The organism is Reichenbachiella versicolor, assembly GCF_003171675.1.
Lineage (GTDB): Bacteria > Bacteroidota > Bacteroidia > Cytophagales > Cyclobacteriaceae > Reichenbachiella > Reichenbachiella versicolor.
The window spans coordinates 340,489-360,066 of the sequence record NZ_QFZQ01000001.1 but is presented as its reverse complement, the minus strand read 5'-3'; the positions used below and the strand labels follow the sequence as shown (position 1 = coordinate 360,066).

The window sequence follows — 19,578 nt, the reverse complement described above, 5'->3', positions numbered from 1 at the left end:
ATAGTTAATAATCTGTTACAGACATCATTTATAGCATCATAATAATCATAGTTAATAGTGTCAAATAACACCCGAATATACACCTACACCAAATACCTACTTCAGCACAAACCAAATATTCATTTGTAGATAAGCATATATCACCGTTATTCGATACACTATACAGAATACAACCTTATTTAATTTCGAACCAAGAAATAACCACCCTTAAGAGATAGGACTAACAATTCTTCAATTACAAGCATTAATAACTTAACAAACCTATAACTACACACTAGATTCTGGATACAAAAACACTCCTCTTGAATAGAATACGGGATGGTCAATAATGAAAGCCTCATACCAATAGTAAAGGACAGTTGTAATGCTGGAAAAGCCTCCTATCCAAAGAAATAGCACATAACCTGAAAACTTGTGAACGATGAAATTGTGATTGAAAAACCAGATTATTCCATCTTATGAAAATGATCTTCCACTATTTCCAAGAACAAATCACCCCTAACACCAACCTTAACATGGACTAATTTACCCTTACCGTAGAGTTTACCCCCCTACCGCTATACCTCAAAACTGATCATTTAACTACAATCAATCCGTCAGGATGGAATGAGCATATTGTGCCTTATGTGGTGTGAGTTCTATACCTTATGTGGCTTAAGTGTTGTGCCTTATGTGGCGTGAGTGCTATGCCTTATGTGGCATGAGTGCTGTGCCTTATGTGGCATGAGTGCTGTGCCTTATGTGGCATGAGTGCTGTGCCTTATGTGGCATGAGTGCTGTGCCTTATGTGGCATGAGTGCTGTGCCTTATGTGGCATGAGTGTTGTGCCTAATAAGGCATCGTACCTCGCCTTATTAGAACGTTAAGTGATTCCTTGTAAAGGCACCGAACCAGTCACAAGAAATCACAAAAAACAGATCTTATAATACTTGAAGACTAGAATTCAAGACACCAACTTTTGCTTCCTTCGAGCCATTAATCTTAGCCCTTACCTCTAATCGATACTCTCCAGCTGTTAAGCCTTTAGGAATCATGAATATCAAATTACTTGGTTTGTTTCTAACTATGGTTTCAGACCTGGTAGTTGTTCCATCTTGCGCGACAAAGAACACTCCTTGCTCTACATCCAAAGGGTCTACTTTTAACCTATTACCCTTGACTTCTCCTGCTCCGCCGATACTCAGGACATCATTGGTGGTATTAGATATCGCATCCTTGAAGTTGGTCAAGGTAGGGTGTGGTAATGTAGCTTCCACTTTCTTCACTTCTATTTTCGGTGCAATCTTCGACACCCGACTTCCTCCCATTACATTTAACTTCACTTGATGTAGACTTTTATCAAAACTGTCTGATTCATGAAATACTCCTTGAATAGAAGGAAATATTTTAAACAACGGCGTTTTGACACTATACCCTTGTTCCAACACATGTTCTATAGCCGCTTCAAACTCTTCCAAAACAGACAAAGTTTCGGCCTTGGTCACCGTACTTCCTCGTCCGATCATTACATCGATTATATCTTCTTTGGTTTTTGAAACCTGATCCTGTATCGCAGCTGAATAATCATCAGGTGCAGTAGTCAAATAGTTGCGGAACAAGGCATACTTAATAGGCATAATTAAAAATATTTAGTATTGATAATTGATTTTCAATTGGTAATCCAAAGAGTATGTCTACTTATCGAAGACACTGACATACTAGCTTGAAATGCTAGCACGCGCTACTACTCGGATATATCTGAATTCTTGTGATTGTTGGCTTTGAACTAGCCTAGACTGAATTATAGTCGTGTAACATAGGTTAATAGATAATTTCATTATTAAAAATTCTCCACCCAAGAGGCAAAACATATTCTTGAATATTATTAAAGCGCTGACAGAGGTGGCTAGTCAAAGTCAATGGATTATCGTATCCTGACGATTAAACTAGAATCTAAAAATAATGCATATTCTTATTTAGAGAAGGCTATCAATTGATCTTTTAAATCGGTTTGATAGAAACATATCTTAAGTACCAGAAATTCACACTAGAATCCCATAAACCGAAATAATAGGAAATTGTCCTCGACTGAAGAGTGCACATGTCTACCATTTTTTCACTAACTTATTATAAGGTTTTAATACAAATGCTAATAGCAGGTATTAATTCCTTAACTCTAAAACTCGTTTTATCTCATCTCAATAAAGACTCTTATAGCTCAAACAAACGACAAATGAATGAACACAACCTCAACTTAGAGTATGCAAAGAACTTTTCAACGCTATTTAAATTCTATTGTACAAGCTGTAATTTAAAATCAAAAATGAAAGTACTAATACCAACTTTAATCTTGACCTTCTGTCTGTCTCAGGTATATGCTCAGGATGATTCTGGTGAAGATTCCAATGACTTCCTTGAATTGTCACTTGAGAGTTTAATGGACATCAAAATAGTATCAGCATCTCGAAAAGAAGAAGATTCTTTTGATGCGCCCATTTCTTCCTTTGTGATTAGTAAACAAGAAATTGAACTCTACGGTGCCACCAATATACCAGAGGCACTGCGACTGTGCCCTGGGGTAATCGTACGAGAAATATCCAATGGCACCTATGATGTATCACTGAGAGGAGGGGTCGATGGATTCCCTCCTTATGTATTTAAGTACACTAACTTCACTATTCTTTTGATGATCGATAACCGCCCCGTATATGACCGAATGGAAGGCGGTGTTTACTGGCAAAACTTACCAATCAACATCACCGATGTAGAGAGAATAGAAATAGTTCATGGACCAGTTGCACCTCTATATGGTCCAAATGCCGTATCAGGTGTGATCAACATAATTACCACCAGACCAGAAGGGCAGGAAATGTCTACTTCGGTCAACGCTGCATTCGGTCCATTCATCGAGCAAATGTCAACGACGATAAGTAAAAACTTGAATGATAAATTCTCCGCACAGGTGGGGTTGGGATATGAGTCTAGAGAGAGGTATGATGAGAAATATTATGATCCTAGTACAGGAGAATACGTCTTACTTGATTCTATAAGTGCATTGGAATCTCTAAAGGAAGCTAGATATCCTGAACCCAACTTAAACCTGAGAAGGTTTTCTGGGAATATAGACTTGTTTTATGACATCGAAGAGGATGTCAAACTACGATTTGGTCTGGGAGTCAATCGAAGCACAGGGCTTAATCCATTGTCCTTGGACTTAGGCATCTCTACCCATACCAACGATTCTAAAAACTTCAACCTGAGTGGAGTAGTAAAAAACTTTTCTTTTGTAGCGGCTCACCTATCTGGTGTACAGGGTGTGCTAGGAAATGACCGATCAAGGCATTTCAACTATAAGAATACTGATATCTATGTAGACTATAGTCTTAAAACACTGAAGGACAAACTAATCATAAGGCCGGCAGTAAGCTACCAGTCCTCATTTATTGATGACCGAGAGTTCTCCGTAGATAAAGAAATAAACGGCATTTTGAGTGGAAAAGCTTCTCTCAATAACATCGCTGGTTCACTTAAGTTAGAAGCCACCCCCACTGACAAAATCAGGGTAGTATTAGTAGGTCGATATGATAGGTTTAACTACCCAGATGATGGTGTTTTTGCGTATCAAGGGGTACTTAATTACAAACTAGCAGAAAATCACCTTCTACGAATACTGACAGGTAAGTCGTATAATGGATCATTTATCATACGAACCTTGGTAAACACAGATGACCCATTGGCTGGATCAAGAGGCAATTTTAGGTTTATGGGAAGTAAAGATCTAGACCTTTTAAGCAATACTATGTACGAGGTAGGCTACCGTACCAAATTCAACGAAAACATGGTATTTGATGTAGCCTTCTTCTCACAAAGGTTCACTGATTTTAGTACAGCTATTTTTCAAACTCCTCAGTTTGACCCTGCAACAGGCTTGACGCTAAGTATGATTTATGAAAACTTACCGCTTGAAGTAGAGCAAGTTGGAACTACTGTTTCGTTTCAAGCCAACTTATTTGAGAACAAACTTCAAATCAGACCTCACATGACTTGGCAAGCCACTGAAGCTAAAAACTTCTCCCCCAATGACAATGTAGAAGGTGCTAGAGATAATCCAGAGACTGGAACTGTCTTCGAAGGTCACAAAAACAACACCACTGACATTGATAGCGAGTTCACCCCATCGGTTTGGGGAGGGGTTAATATTATCTCAAATCCTGCTAAAGGGTTAAGCATAAGTTTGTCTAGTTACTATTATGATAGCTATAAATTAAACTCACTATCTGAAGTGGACTCAGATACCGGTAATATCAGTGATTTTGACGGAAACAAAATAAAAAGCAAACTAAGACTGAATGCTTACGTCTCATATTCTTTTTTCCAAAGCTTGAAAGTATTTGCCAATTGTGTCAACCTCACCGATCAAACTGCTGCTGAAAGTTTCGGATCTGACAAACTTGGTCGATCCTTCATGATAGGTCTAAACCTGAGATACTAGAGCAATCAGAAGTAAAACACTCTTAGGTCAAAATTCATGTTAGGTATTGAATTTTGACCTATCATATACTAGACATCATTCATTAAATACATGAACCTAACTTGTATTTACTGCCTAACTAATAAATTGCTTCTCAACCCAAATGATCTAATTGGATTTTGATATATAAATTTGCCGCCAAATCAGAAAGATATGAGCGAGCAGACTATTCTTTACATTCTTATTGGTATCACTGTTTTTGACTTCCTACTCGGAAAAACCCTAGGCATACTCAACAATAGAAGTAGCAAACAAAGTATTCCTTCCGAACTTGAAGGCATCTATGATGATGAAAAATATGCACGTTCGCAGCAGTATCAGTCAGAGGTCTTTAATTTCTCTATTTTCTCCTCAGCTCTTAGTTTCACCGTCACACTAGTATTACTTTGGACAGGTGTATTTGGCTGGCTCGATGGTCAAGTTCGTGAATTGGTCCCAATGGAATCTGTCGCTACTTTAGCTTTCTTCGGTATTCTCTTCATAGCATCAGACCTTATAGGTATTCCTTTTGATCTATATGGTACATTCGTCATCGAAGAGAAGTATGGTTTCAATAAGATGACCGTCAAGACCTATGTCATGGATAAGTTAAAAGGATATCTATTGACTACTATCATAGGGGGAGCATTGATGTCAGTATTCTTACTACTCATAGATTCATTCGGGCACAACTTCTGGATTTATTTCTGGATAGTGGTAGCAGTCTTCCTAGTGGTGATGAATATGTTTTATACTTCACTCATCATGCCTCTTTTCAATAAGCTTACGCCAATGGAGGATAGCGAACTGAAAGATGCCATCACTGAATACAGCCAAAAAGTAGGCTTTCCTCTAAACAACATTTTCGTCATTGATGGTTCTAAACGATCTTCTAAGGGTAATGCATTCTTCTCAGGACTGGGCAAGAAGAAAAAGGTAGTGCTATATGATACGTTAATAGACAATCACACAACCGAAGAACTTGTAGGTGTGATGGCGCATGAAGTGGGACACTTCAAGAAAAAGCACATTATCTACTCTATGATTCTCAGTGTACTTCAAATTGGTTTTATGCTCTGGTTACTTTCCAAAGTGATATTCACTCCTGAAGTTTCTATGGCGCTTGGTGGCCAAACTCAAAGTATCGCATTGAACATCATGGCTTTTGGCATATTGTACTCACCTGTCAGTATGTTAACAGGTATCTTGATGAATATATTTAGCAGAAAGAACGAATATGAGGCGGATGAATACGCAGTCAGAACCTATAAAAAAGAACCATTAATCACTGCTTTGAAAAAATTAACGTCTGACAACTTAGGAAATTTGACTCCGCATCCTTGGTACGTATTCGTAAACTATTCACACCCTAGTCTCCTACAGAGAATCCAAGCAATGAATACTATTCCATAAAATCAATCTCGGCTCTGAAAGGGAACTTCATGAAATAGTTGTGAGAATCCTCCACGGTCATTTCACCTTTCATGATCTTGTCGAGTGTTTCGGTGATAGGTACTCTAATGTTATATGTCTGTGCCAGATCCTTGATGATTCTGATCGTATTGACACCTTCAGCGACTTCCTCCATCGATTCAATAATCTCCTGAAGAGTCTCTCCTTTGGCTAGTCTATACCCTACCGTGAAATTTCTACTCAAGTTGGATGTACAAGTAGCGATCAAATCACCTACACCGGCCAATCCCAAAAATGCTTTGGTATTACCACCCAAGGCATTGCCTATATAGATCATCTCTACCATTCCTCGACTAATCAGCAGTGACCTAGTATTTCCTCCAAGTCCCATTCCACTGACCGCCCCAGAACCAATGGCTATGATGTTTTTCAGCACTCCGCAAAGCTCTATGCCGATCAAATCATTGCTACCATAAATCATGAAACGATCACTCTTCAAAAGCTTCTGCCCTATATCAATGACCTCTTCGAAATGACTAGCAACTACACTAGCTGCTGGTTGTCGTTCTGCTATCTCGGTAGCCAAATTTGGCCCTGCCAAACAACCTACTCTTAATACTGGAGTCAACTCACGAATGACCTCACTCATGGTTTTCACTTCCTTGCGAGTAAGTGGCTCTCCTTTTTTATGATCTGGCACATTGACATCCAACCCCTTAGTACCGTGAATCAATACATGATATGGCTTTAAGTGCGGAGCTAAGTCTTCTATCATTGCTCTAAAGTTCGCTGAAGGAACCACTGGAAAAATGACTTCACATCTATTACCGATTTCGGAGATATCCGATGTAATCTCTATATTATCTTCTATTCTCTGAGATGAACTCAATCTAGAAGTTCTAATTTCCTCAGCTTTCTCTGCATCACGTACGTAGAGTAATACATCGCTTTTCTCCGCCAAGATATTAGCTACAGCAGTACCAAAACTACCAGCACCGATTACCCCTACCAAATCACTTGCTGAGCTCGATGTCATATCCGACTAACTTATTGTGATAGTAATAGAGAACATTCATATCCTGAATCTTCAAGTCTCCAGACTTAGTCCAGACAGCAGGAAGCATTGCATGGTACATTCCCAGATTCTTGACACCGTGTTTTACCACATCATCGATATCCAAATACATGTGATCTGCTAGCCCCAGTTCGCCTGCCTCTTTCTTTTCCTTAAGTATCCTTAAGTTTTTAGAAAACTCATCTCTAAATGCCGAATAGCTTATAATTAAATCCTCATCAGATAACCTTAGTAAGCTATACAGATCTAAAGATGGATGTATTTTTTCTAAATATTTAAAAGCCGTAAATGCTACTAAATGACTCGAAAACCCTCTATTGATTCTATGAAACTCTTGTACGATCTTCTTTCCTAGAATCCTGTTATACTCTTGTTCGCGCTGACGATCTTCGGTAATCTCTCCATGAGACTTAAAATAGTCTTCGAGATCAATTTCTTTCCCTTTATTATCTATGCTATTTCCGTTCTCATCAACGTAGTTTCCCACTACATCTAGAGCTTTCCCTATGCTCACAGAGATATCAGAACCCTTCGTAAAGAACTTCATCAGAAACTTAGAGATCTTATAAGAAGAAGTAAACTCATCTCTTTCTCTATAGTACTTTTCTCTCCCTTTGATTCTTAAATAGTCATTGATCAAACTCGGAGCTTCCAATACAAAGTGATAATGAAGTGTCATCGGTACTATAAAGATCTTACTATTCTCAGGCTTTTCATCACTCTGCATTATCTGACGCTGAGCTTCAATCGCAGTACCTAATAGACCAAGTTTTAGTTGCTTCTCGACCTTACCACTTCGTGACCTAGTTCCTCCAGGAAAAAACAAACTATGACATCCCTCTCTTATCGCCGTGGTAGAATAGGACTTCAGAGCCTCCAAATAAAGAGGATTCTTCTTACGACGGTCAACTTTATATGCACCTACACTGTTCATAAAGTAGGCAAATATTTTAAGGTTGAATAAGTTCAAACCTGCACCATAGATAAATGGTGGCAATCCAAGATGCTGAATGACCCAGCCTATTAAAACAGAATCAAGGTTACTATAATGAGTAGGAACCATCACAATGGTACCTATTTTAGCCAGCTTTCTTAATTGATCAATTTCTCCTTTGACATGGATCTTATCATCTAAATCCAATTGGTTGCTAAAAATTGACCACGGGCCTTTAACTCTCGCTACATTTAACAAACGACCAAAACCGATGGTAACAACGGCTTTAGCCACACTGTAATGAGATGGGTTAAAGTTCCCAGCTATTTCATTCCCATATCTAGATAATATTTCCTTCAGAATAGACTTTTGCCCTGCTTCCTGTTCATCCTCTGGATATGCATCTACCTCCATCAGCTTATGCTGCATACCACTCCAAAACTCCTTGTCATCCTTAGGGTCGACTTTCCAAGGGTTGTTTTTGGCACGTTGTTTCTCTCTGAATATTGTAGTTTCGAGTTCCTCACGCAATGATTTACCCCTACGCTCCTCTAGAAGATTTTCATAACTTTCTTCTACAACCAGCTGAATAAATTCATTCCTTTTTTTTGCCATTTGAACCACAGGCCAAGACTTGGCACTTTTGAGAATGGGCTTGTACTGTTTTTTATTTCTACGTCTTCTTAGCACTAATGGCTTCATATAACCTAAGGATCAAGGACATACAAAATTATTGTCCTCACAGCCCGCAAATTTATCAAATAAATGCTTTTACACTGCATTTTACATCTAGCCTATTGTATCAACCTTCATTAATCTGTGAATTAAAAAACTATTACTATTTTAGTAGTGCACCTGTCCAGAAATAAACCATCTTACTTTAACTCACTCTTCCTCAAAGAATTGAATAGATATAATCTTCAAAAAGAAATAGATACGTTTAAAAAAATCACTATTCACAACACTTTATTAGTGTGTAGCATTGTGAGGTTATGGGCATATACTGTCAACTATTACCCGTTTGCTCATACTCATTCAATATTCTGGATAGAAACATCTTCTCTTATTTTATTGGGCTTAGTCTATGTTTTTAGAAACAGGTTCTCTCTACAAGTAAAAGCTGTACTTGTTCTTTCAATCCTAGTAGCCGTATTGCTTACAGATGTTTGGATTTGGGGATTTCATCCCTTGAATATGATACTGATGATAATGACTCCATTTTATGCGATGTTCATATTTTCTCTCCGAACAGCTGTTGTCAGTTATATCTTATGCCTTACTGGATATTTAATACTAGGTATATTACACGTAAATGGCGCTATTGTTTGTATTAATCCTAACGATCGAATTCTCTCCTTAGAAAACTGGATAGAAAGTGCTGTCTTAATATCTCTAATAGTTTTCGTAGTCATGTTATTCACTCAAAAGTATAATCAAGTATTGGACAACTTGGTAAAATATTTACAGACTAGGAATGCTGAACTACATTCAAGCCAAGAACAGTTAAAAAAAGAACAAGCATTCATGAACCACATGATTGACAGTATGCCAGGTACTTTCAATCTTTACAAAAAAGATGGTGATAGGTTTAAAATAATTCGTTGGAATCAAAACACCTCAGAGGTATTTGAAGTCCCCGAAGATGAAGTCTCTGGAGATTCATTATTTGCTCAAATCCATCCTGATTATATCCAAGACGCTTACAAACAGACCCAACTGATACTTGAAGGTAAATCTGTAAAAACAGAGGTCAAACTTCAAACCAATAAAGACAAATGGATGATTCTTCAGAGTTATCCATTCAAACATGGAGAAGAAGAATACTTTATTGGTACTGGTATAGATATTACTGAAAATAAGCTGGTAGAAAACCTTTTAAAAGAGGAAAAGCTCTTTAGTGATAAAATACTTGATACTATACCTGGTATATTCTATTTGTATGAAATTAATGACGAACACTTTAGTCTTAGAAGATGGAATCAGAATTTCGAAAAAGTTTATAACCTTTCGCAAGATGAGTTGTATGGCAAAGAACCTTTTGACTTCTTCCCAAATGAGTATCATGAACAAATGAGAAAAATTATGGCTGAACTAAAACCTGACAAGGTCTTTTCAGTCGAATTCCCAATCAATACGCCAAATGGGACTGGCGATCTTTGGCATTTCGAAAATGTAGCTTTTAGAAACAAAGACAAATACTATATCATAGGTTTTGGAATCGACATAGCAGAACGCAAAATAATGGAACGTGAGCTAGAACATCGAAATATGAACCTTAGAGATATGTTGAATGATCTTCAAAACAGGAATAAACAACTCACTGAATATGGTTTTATCAACTCACACCTTTTAAGAGCGCCATTGGCCAGAATGATTGGACTTGCAGATTTGGTTTCTCGCCATGTAAAAGCTGAAGAGCACCAAGACCTTATTGAAAACTTCAAGACTTCAGCAGCTGAATTAGACACTATAGTTTCGAAAATAAATGAAGTGCTTGACCAAAGATCAAATCTAAGCAGAGAGGAAATCCTTGAAAGTTTGAAGAATATTCAAACAAAAGACGATTAGCTGTAAGTCTAGAAGCCAATCTAACTACTAAGCTACTATGAGAACAATCGGAAACATTATTTGGGTAGTCTTTGGTGGATTAATGGTAGCCATTGAGTACTTTTTATCTTCACTTGCTTTATTCATTACCGTTATTGGCATTCCTTTCGGGATTCAAACACTCAAACTAGCATTCGTTGCTTTATGGCCATTCGGCGCCAAAATCAGTGAACCAGAGCCGCAAAATGGATGCTTAAATATCATCATGAACATCATTTGGTTCTTTGTAGGTGGGTTTTGGATTATGGTGACTCATCTACTACTTGGAGTCCTTTTTGGTATTACTATCATAGGAATTCCCTTTGCAAAACAGCATTTCAAGCTTGCTTCTTTGGCATTCACTCCATTTGGTAGACAAATAGACCTTGACATCTAAGTCTATTTTATAAATTCGTATTAGCATTCACCATTTTATAAAATTAGTCTAAACATTAACTTCGATCATGAGAAGAACACTATACATCTTACTTATAGTCACTATATCAGTGGCCTGCACTCAGTCAAAAACTGACGAGTTGATATCATCTAGCGACGGAAAGTACACTTATGAATACGTCGAAGATGATCCAATGAAAACAAGGATCTATACACTCGAAAATGGCTTAAAAGTATACTTAAGTGCCTACGCAAATGCTCCTAGAGCACAAGTCTTGATTCCTGTACGCGCTGGAGGTAAAAATGATCCTGCTGACAACACCGGCTTGGCTCACTATCTAGAGCATATGATGTTCAAAGGGACAGGTGATTTTGGAACTCTAGACTATGAAAAAGAAAAGATACTTTTAGATAGCATCGAAATGATGTTTGAACACTATGGTACACTAACAGATAAAGAGGAAAGGAAAGCATACTATGCTAAAATAGATGAGATATCAAATAGAGCTGCCGAGCTTGCCATTCCCAACGAATATGACCAAATGACTGCCCTCCTAGGTGCTAAAAGGGTAAATGCATGGACTTCATTCGATGAAACTGTTTATACGGTTGATATTCCATCCAATGAACTAAAACGTTATTTAAAAGTTGAGGGCAATAGATTTAAAACTATAGTTGGCAGATTATTTCATACGGAGTTAGAAACTGTATACGAGGAGAAAAATAGAAAAAGTGATGGTTTCGATGCTTTTCAAGGAGTTCTTGAAAACCTTTTCCCTACTCACCAATATGGGACACAGTCAGTTATCGGTACTGCCGAACATTTAAAAAATCCTTCCATCACAGCTATTAAGAAATATTTCTACAACTACTATAGACCTAATAATGCTGCTATATGTATCAGTGGAGATATAGACTATGATAAAACCATACGGTTGATAGATCAGTACTTTGGCGATTGGAAACCGAATGAAAACCTTACCGAGTGGGTTCCTGCAAAAGAAGAACCAATTACAACTCCTCAATTTAAAGAAGTATGGGGACCTGAGTCTGAGTTTGTATATATCGGTTACAGATTCGACGGTCGCAAGACAAAAGACTACATTCTATTAAGCCTAGTTGATATGATCTTGAGTAATTCTCAAGCTGGGTTAATTGATATTAATCTAAAGCAACAACAACAAGTACTTTCTGCCGGTAGTTTTCCATATTTCTTGACTGACTATTCTACTCAATTCCTATATGGATACCCTAAGGAAGGACAGACACTTGATGAAGTGAAAGAGTTGCTATTGGGACAGCTTGAATTAATCAAAAAGGGAGAGTTTGAAGAATGGTTGCTTGATGCTATCATTACTGATTTTAAAATCAGTAAAATGAAAGGCCTTGAAAGCAATAAAACTAGAGCTTCAAATCTTAAAGAGGCATTCATATTCGACATTAAATGGTCTGACTATCTTAAAGAAATTGAAAAGATGGAGAGTATCACTAAAGAGGAAATTGTCGCTTTTGCTAATGAACATTTCAAAGACAACTATGCTTACGTTTATAAGCGCACTGGTGAAGACCCAAACAAGCAAATTGTAGAGAAACCTAAAATCACCAAAGTACCTGTAAACCGAGGCGTTCAATCTGATTTCAATAAAGAAATCACTGAAATGACCCCAGAAAAACTATTGCCGGTATTCCTTGATTACGATAAAGAAATCACCAAAAACGATATCGAATCAGTGAAAGTCTTATCTAAGAAAAACGAAGAGAATGAATTATTCGAATTGAGTTTCTTGTATGAATTTGGGAAAAACGATCACAAAACAGTCGGAATAGCTGCACAATACAGCGAATACATTGGAAACGGGTCTCTTTCTGCTGAAGAATTTAAAAAAGAGATGTATAAACTAGGATGTTCCTTTAGTATCAAAGTAGATGATACTCGTACTTCCATTAGAATTAAAGGGCTTGATGAGAAAATGCAACCAGCGATCGAGTTAGTTGAAAGCATGTTTGCAACTCCGTCTGTAAACCAAGAAGCTTTAGACAAACTCGTTGAAAGAAATCTGAAATCAAGAGTTGACGCTAAAAAAGATAGAGAAAGAGTACTTTGGGATGGTTTGGCCAACTATGGAAAGTACGGAGCTAAAAACCCATTTACTAATAAACTATCAAACGAACAACTAAAAGCTTTAAAGGCTGAAGACTTAGTATCCGTGATTCAAAACTTCACTAAATGGAAACACCGAATCCTTTACTATGGTCCAAAATCACCTAAAGAGATAGTTGAATTCATCAAAAAGAACCACTCAATCACTGATACTGAATTACAACTTCCTGCTAAGAATAATTTTGAATTGGCAGATGCTGACAACAAAATATTTTGGACGCACTTCGATATGAAGCAATCCGAAATTGTATTCTTTAATAAGAATATTGATTTTAATCCGAAATTGAGTAGTAAAGTAAGGTTATACAATCAATATTTTGGAAGTGGTATGAATAGTATCGTTTTCCAAGAGATCAGAGAGGCACAAGGACTAGCATATTCTGTGACTAGCCGCTACGTCGAAGCAAAAAAAGCGGATGACTCTAATTACTTATTCGCATATGTAGGAACTCAAGCTGACAAACAAGCAGAAGCTATGTCTAGCATGACTGATCTTCTAAATAATATGCCTGAGTCGGAAGGAGCTTTTGACATAGCTAAGAAGAGTATTCTAAATAAAATAGAGAGTGAGCGCATTACCAAAAACGGTATACTTTGGAACTACGTGAGAGCACAAGACAAAGGTCTTAACTACGATATCAGAAAAGATATTTATCAAGACGTTCAAGAACTAACTTTAATGGATATCAAGGATTTTCAATCCCAAAACGTAAAGGACAAGCCTTACAATATTGTACTCATTGGAGATAGAGAACAAATAGACATTGATAACCTTTCGAAATATGGAGAGGTAAATGAGGTATCTCTAGAAGAGATTTTTGGATATTAATTGAGATGAAACGAGTAGTGATTAATAACTGCTCGTTTCATTATAAAATTTTTGTAGACCATTAATAATGTGCCATTGAGCAAGGATATAAGGAGCCATTATAAAAACTTGTGCATTATTCATTGGTACATGGAATCTATCTAGAACCAGTAAAACACCTGAAAACATAAAGAAAACAGCGCCTAGAATAACCTGCTTTGTCCCTTCAACAGAAGCTCTTCCATGCCTCAAAACTGCACTTAAAACCATATTCAAACTCAACAGTGAATAAATAGCCATAGCAGCGAATAATTCAACCGAAACCTTGTCCCAAACCATATTCAAAACACCCCCTAAGACAATCAATAATGGCACAGCATATAATACTTTCATCAGCTTATTCGGCTTTGCTGAATCTAAATCAATGGCTTTATTGAAGCTAACCGAATACATAATTTGAGTTATTGAAAAAGCTCCTAGACCGAGTAAAAAGAACAATTGATTATCATCAGCAAACATAAAAGCTGAATCTCCAACGAAAGAGAAGAGCAGCCCTAAAACTGCCAGCATAAAAGATGATGACAACCTGCCTTTTAGGCCTTTTCTAAAATAAACCAACAATAAAGGCATAAGTAACGGCTTAGCTAAGTGGTGGAGTCGGTCAATATCTAACATCAAAGCTAAAATCTCCAACGCTGCAACTACAATATACGCGTACTTCAAGTATATAGCTTGCTTTTCATCACTCATGTTTCTTTTCTTTTAGTCTTCTTACTGGTTTAGAGTATAGGTACAAAAATGACATTAAAACACTAAAGGCAGACATGTAAAATACGTATTCAATATTCTGAATTTCATTAGCAAACACCCAGCCTGCCATAGAAGCTCCAACTCCTATTCCGATTTCTAGCGCTATATACATAGTAGCAATTCCTCTCCCTCTATGCTTTTCATCACTTAAGTCAACAGTCCAAGCAAACACTGTTGGAGAATGAAGTCCTACTCCTATTCCAAATAATATACCTCCTACCACAAACCAAAAATAAGTATCCACTTGAGACATAATAATAAGTGCCAAAAAGACTACTATTCCCCCAGCTTTCAAGACGGGTATTCGTCCGTATTTATCCGACACTTTCCCTGCTAACAATCGAATTAAGAGAGAAGAAAAGGTAAAGAAAGTAAAGAACTGACCTCTATTGGAGACCCCTAATGAGTCACTGAGATCTGGTACCACAGTCAAAATCGCTCCAAAAGAAAACACCGAAAGCCCCATATTGATAGATGCAGGAATCACCTTTGGTTCGAACACCTCATCTGCTTTTATTTTGAGATACTCAGCACTAAACTTTTTTGGTGCTTGTAACGTTTCTTTCATACCTATCAAAATGGCAACTGAGGAAACTGCGAATGCTGAGGAAGTATAAAACATCATGTTCAGAGTAAACTCACTAGCTACCCATCCACCGATTGAAGGCCCAGCTGCCATTCCAAGACTGCTAAAGAATCCAATTACTCCCATTGCCTCTCCTCTTCTATCGACTGGTACTAAATCCGCTATATAAGCAGAAGTACCTGTAGGTTTGAATCCTGTAGAAAATCCATGAAATAGCCTCAAGGCAAAGAAGCCTACTACTCCTGATATCAAAGGATAAAACAATGCTGCAACGCCACTTACAACTGCTCCTACTACCATCACAGGAATACGACCAACCTTATCTGCTAACTTACCACTAAACGGTCTGGACAATCCTGCTGTAACAGTGAACAAGGCAATAATGAGACCTTTATACTCCCCTCCTCCAATGCTATCTAAGTATGAGGGTAGCTCAGGTATCATCATATTAAAACTTGCAAAAAATAGGAAGCCACTAAAACAAAGTAAGAAAAACTGAAGAGAATAGATACCCTTTTGATCAGACATACCTAAAGATTACAGCCCTGCCGGAGGACTTGTTTGACGCTTATCTAGTTTTAGATCTTTCAGCAATGGAGAATTAACTCTTATACTAACAAAATAAGACTGCCTTACTCCAAAAGGAACCCAATTAAAACTTAAGTTCCAACAGTGTAAATCGCGATTTGCACTGATTTGCGTATACGTGAACTCTTTATTAGACACATCATATCCAGAGCTCATATTTATTTGAGTTTTATCTGTCAAGCTCAAACTACCTCTAAATGTAAGCCCGTGAGTAATATCATGATCTTCAAAACCAGTTTTGGTATAGTTCATAGAGTAATTAACACTGAGTTGCCAAGGTAAGTCAAAAGGAACATATTCATTCGGATCTTTAGAAATATAGTGATTAACATTTCCAGCGAGAAAATCTTGTTCGGGTGTTGTTTGAACAAAAGGGTTATCTGCTTGTTGTGCTGCTGCCTGATCAATTTCTGCTTGAGCCTCTTCTGCAGTTTGTTTGAATTTACCTGGAGACAGACTAAACCCTACCGCTAATGACATTCTTGTCAGTTGCCCCAAGCCTTGTCCATTATTCCAAGCGTACTTATCGATTTTTCTCTGATAAACCCTTTGATCAGAAACACCTACACTATCTAATAAATACACATATGGGTCAATAGTACCGCTCATATTTACTGATATGGCGCTATTAAAAAACGACGTTCTGGCATTCCAGTTTATATTGCTGAGATTAAAAGAATCTGCCAGTAAATTATAACCTGAAGACATTGATAAGTTATCGAATATCTTGATCTTCTTGGTTTCGGAAATAGAGTCGTTATTATTTCGAACTTTCATCTCAAGATTGTTATTTAAAGAAAAAGATACTGTAGCACTTTCAGCTCCAGTTGGTCCTCCATAGGCAAAGCCTTCATATTTCGATAACGTACGTGTATTCCCTAAACTATCTACTACCACCTCTTTATATGTTCCTTTACCAGGTGATGAAAAATCTGGGCTATAACTTATACCTGCGGAAGGCGTCAATACATGTCTTATTGCCTGAATTTTACCAGTTCCCAACGGATAAAAACCATATAATCTAGTGTTCACAGAAGCACCTGTACTCCACCATCCAGCTCTAGAAAAACCTTGTAAGGTATCTACTCTTACTCCGCCAGCATCCTGATCATAGTCTGTATAACTTAATTCTTTCCCATACCATACTTCCGAATAATTAAAACTTGGAGAAACAGTAAAATACTTAGCAACATTAAAAGAGGTCGAAACAGGAACCTGATGTCTAATTCCTTGCTTTGCTCTGGCTAAAATAATGTCCATGTTTTCAGAATTAAAACTAACTATAGAGTCTGCCAATGGGTCTTCATTAGCTACATCAAAACCACTAAATTTTGAAGCTGGCCCATTGGACAGTTCATTTTTCGATGCAAATCTGTAAGAAAAACCAAGTTTACCAAGTGGGGTATTTTTCAGATCTCCTATATTCTTAAAAGGCTGAATTCTTGATGCATTCACACTTAAATCTGGCAAAGTCAACCTTACAACATCCGTTGCTATGTTTTGACTATGACGTGCATTGGCTGCCATACTAAATGGAGTTCCTTTAAAAGTTTTTGAATAACTCACATTAGAACTAAACTCAGCACTTACATTTCGATTAAAATCTTGATTAATATCATTAGAGTTAGCAGTAAAAGAACTAGTCCCTGCATTTACTGAAGCAGAAAACCTTGATGAACCTCTTGATTCAGGAGTATGCGACCAAGTGACCCACAGGTCTTTTGAGAAAGAATCGTCCTCAAAATTAGTACTGTTGGTCTTATTGTATCTGACATTCATATTTCCATTAAAGTTGTACCTAACACGATACCTATAATTACCATTTACCCCGTAGCTACCATTAGAATATAAGTCACCAGTAGCTTTCAGATCCATGTAATCATTGATATAGAAATAATATCCAAACTGTCTTAAAAAGAAACCTCTATTTTGATCCTCTCCATATCCTGGAAAAATAATCCCTGATCTACTTTCTTGAGGCTCAGGAAATATACCAAAAGCAAAACCTATTGGAGTAGGAATATTTCCAAAGTGAAGATTGAAAGGACCAGACACAATTTTATCTCCTGGAATAGCCTTCAACTTTGAGGCTTGAATGTGAAAATGTGGATGAGCAAGGTCACAAGTAGTATATCGCGCATGTCTTACAAATAACTCGTCTTTTTCATTCTTTTTGACTCTTTCTCCGTGCATAAAACCACCATCTTGCTCAGTTATCACTCCATTAATCAGTGCTTTTCTACTCTTGAAATTGTATACCATGTCTTTAGTTTCATAAACATCTCCTGCATCGGTAAAAACTGGCTTCGAAATCATTTTACCTGTAGAATCTTTTCTTGAACTAGCACTCAGGGTATTCTCCGTCCAATCCATTTCAATACTATCGGCCTTCAGATTGATATTTCCATAAGTGATATCTCCGTCTCCATACATGTATATCTTTTGCGCCTTCAAGTCAAAATACATCGAATCCGTCGCCTTGTAATCTACTGTGGTCTCTACATCTCTTTTAACACGCCCAGACGGCTGGAATAAGGAAGTATCCTGTCTAATTTGAGTTCGAGGGTCATTTTTTGCAACTCTCGTGAGCGAATCCATCCAAAATTGAGCTAGCTCAGAATTATTCGAAATAGAGTCTAAAACAGTCTGCTGAATCACTTCCTTGTCAATAATTCCCGCTTGATCTAAAGAGTCTATTAGACCGATAGCCTTATAGGGGTCTCCGTACTCTCCTAGTGAATCTGAAGCTACTGAAATCAAAGATTGAGCAGATTGCGTATCAATAGAAGGAGATTGAGATTGACCGGAAAATGCCCAGAAGAGTGTAAAAGATAAGAAAATGAAGTACTTTATATGGGGCACTAGGTTTCCAGTTTCAACTAAAAATATACATTTTTGTGCAAAAATAATTGCGTGCAAACATAAGCAGAGGACTCTTGATGAAAAATATTATTGGCATAGTAATTTTTTCCACAGCCCTACTTTTTATGTCTTTCAACCATACAGGAGTGAAAGATTACACTATAAGAAAAGTAGTAATTGACGCTGGACATGGAGGTAAAGACCCTGGTACCTCGGGACAGTTTTCTAGAGAAAAGGACATTGCTTTAAGTATCGCATTGGAAACTGGAGCTACCATAAAAGAGTACATGCCGGATGTGGAAGTTATTTACACTCGCAATGACGATAGTTTCCCAACGCTAAGAAATAGGTCTGAAATAGCTAATAACAACCATGCCGACCTATTCATTTCTATTCACTGCAATTCCGCTCCTTGGAGTAACCAAGTTCACGGTACCGAGACATATGTAATGGGGCTTCAAAACTCTGGAAGGAACTTTGAAGTAGCTAAAAGAGAGAACTCTGTAATCCTACTTGAAGAGAATTATGAAGAAAATTATCAGGGTTTCGACCCCAATTCGCCAGAATCTTATATCTTGTTTTCTTTAACTCAGAATGCTTTTCAAGAGAGAAGCATATCTTTGGCTAGTAAAGTTGAAGAGCAATTTAAAAATCGAGTTGGTAGAAAAAGTAGAGGTGTGAAGCAATCTAGTTTGTACGTTCTCTGGAGTACAGCGATGCCGAGTGTATTGATAGAAACAGGCTATTTGAGCAATGCGAAAGAGGAAAGGGATCTTAATGACAAACTACAACAAACCTATATTGCCTCTGGAATTTTCAGAGCCTTCAGAGACTACAAAAACGAATTAGAATCTAATAACTAAACTCCAT

General features: G+C 37.4%; 12 protein-coding genes. 6 read left to right on the top strand and 6 right to left on the bottom strand.

Features of this window, described 5'->3' with window-relative positions; all coding sequences use genetic code 11:
* Positions 1–920: 920 nt before the first annotated feature.
* Positions 921–1,616 (bottom strand): DNA-binding domain-containing protein, encoded by a 696-nt coding sequence (locus DKG80_RS01540; protein WP_109829523.1) that lies wholly within the window; start codon positions 1,614–1,616, stop codon positions 921–923.
* A gap of 686 nt (positions 1,617–2,302) precedes the next feature.
* Here DKG80_RS01540 and DKG80_RS01535 point away from each other — a divergent pair.
* A complete protein-coding gene (locus DKG80_RS01535; RefSeq protein WP_162555617.1) occupies positions 2,303–4,471 on the top strand; it encodes a TonB-dependent receptor plug domain-containing protein in 2,169 nt (722 codons plus the stop codon).
* Between the two features lie 192 nt (positions 4,472–4,663).
* Positions 4,664–5,902 carry a M48 family metallopeptidase gene (locus DKG80_RS01530; protein ID WP_109829521.1) on the top strand — a complete coding sequence of 413 codons (1,239 nt, stop codon included), beginning with the start codon at positions 4,664–4,666 and terminating at the stop codon, positions 5,900–5,902.
* On the opposite strand, the gene DKG80_RS01525 is transcribed toward DKG80_RS01530, so the two are convergent.
* The gene (locus DKG80_RS01525; protein ID WP_109829520.1) at positions 5,892–6,938 is read right to left on the bottom strand and encodes an NAD(P)H-dependent glycerol-3-phosphate dehydrogenase; all 1,047 of its coding nucleotides are present in this window, start codon (positions 6,936–6,938) and stop codon (positions 5,892–5,894) included. The two genes, DKG80_RS01530 and DKG80_RS01525, sit on opposite strands and share 11 nt — an antisense overlap.
* Entirely contained in the window at positions 6,916–8,613 is a 1,698-nt protein-coding gene (locus DKG80_RS01520) for a 1-acyl-sn-glycerol-3-phosphate acyltransferase (protein ID WP_109829519.1), read from the bottom strand. The genes DKG80_RS01525 and DKG80_RS01520 overlap by 23 nt, the downstream gene beginning before the upstream one ends.
* Positions 8,614–8,814: 201 nt before the next feature.
* Here DKG80_RS01520 and DKG80_RS01515 point away from each other — a divergent pair, with 201 nt between their 5' ends.
* From DKG80_RS01515 to DKG80_RS01505, 3 genes are all read left to right on the top strand, one after another.
* Complete coding sequence (locus DKG80_RS01515) at positions 8,815–10,479, top strand: PAS domain-containing sensor histidine kinase (RefSeq protein WP_109829518.1); 1,665 nt, start codon at positions 8,815–8,817, stop codon at positions 10,477–10,479.
* A 37-nt stretch (positions 10,480–10,516) separates the two neighbouring features.
* Complete coding sequence (locus DKG80_RS01510) at positions 10,517–10,894, top strand: YccF domain-containing protein (protein ID WP_109829517.1); 378 nt, start codon at positions 10,517–10,519, stop codon at positions 10,892–10,894.
* A 67-nt stretch (positions 10,895–10,961) separates the two neighbouring features.
* Positions 10,962–13,883: a M16 family metallopeptidase gene (locus DKG80_RS01505; protein ID WP_109829516.1), complete on the top strand. Its 2,922-nt coding sequence runs from the start codon at positions 10,962–10,964 to the stop codon at positions 13,881–13,883.
* Between the two features lie 21 nt (positions 13,884–13,904).
* Here DKG80_RS01505 and DKG80_RS01500 read toward each other — a convergent pair whose 3' ends face one another.
* Genes DKG80_RS01500 through DKG80_RS01490 form a run of 3 tightly spaced genes read right to left on the bottom strand, consistent with a single transcriptional unit; the run spans position 13,905 to position 18,708 of the window.
* Positions 13,905–14,612, bottom strand: a complete 708-nt coding sequence (locus DKG80_RS01500) for a lysoplasmalogenase (RefSeq protein WP_109829515.1) — start codon at positions 14,610–14,612, stop codon at positions 13,905–13,907.
* On the bottom strand, positions 14,605–15,786 hold the full coding sequence (locus DKG80_RS01495; protein ID WP_109829514.1) for an MFS transporter: 1,182 nt from the start codon (positions 15,784–15,786) through the stop codon (positions 14,605–14,607). The genes DKG80_RS01500 and DKG80_RS01495 overlap by 8 nt, the downstream gene beginning before the upstream one ends.
* A gap of 9 nt (positions 15,787–15,795) precedes the next feature.
* A complete protein-coding gene (locus tag DKG80_RS01490) occupies positions 15,796–18,708 on the bottom strand; it encodes a putative LPS assembly protein LptD (RefSeq protein WP_162555616.1) in 2,913 nt (970 codons plus the stop codon).
* Between the two features lie 77 nt (positions 18,709–18,785).
* Between DKG80_RS01490 and DKG80_RS01485 the strand changes: the two genes are divergently transcribed.
* Positions 18,786–19,571, top strand: a complete 786-nt coding sequence (locus DKG80_RS01485; RefSeq protein ID WP_109829512.1) for an N-acetylmuramoyl-L-alanine amidase family protein — start codon at positions 18,786–18,788, stop codon at positions 19,569–19,571.
* The last annotated feature ends 7 nt before the right edge of the window (positions 19,572–19,578 follow it).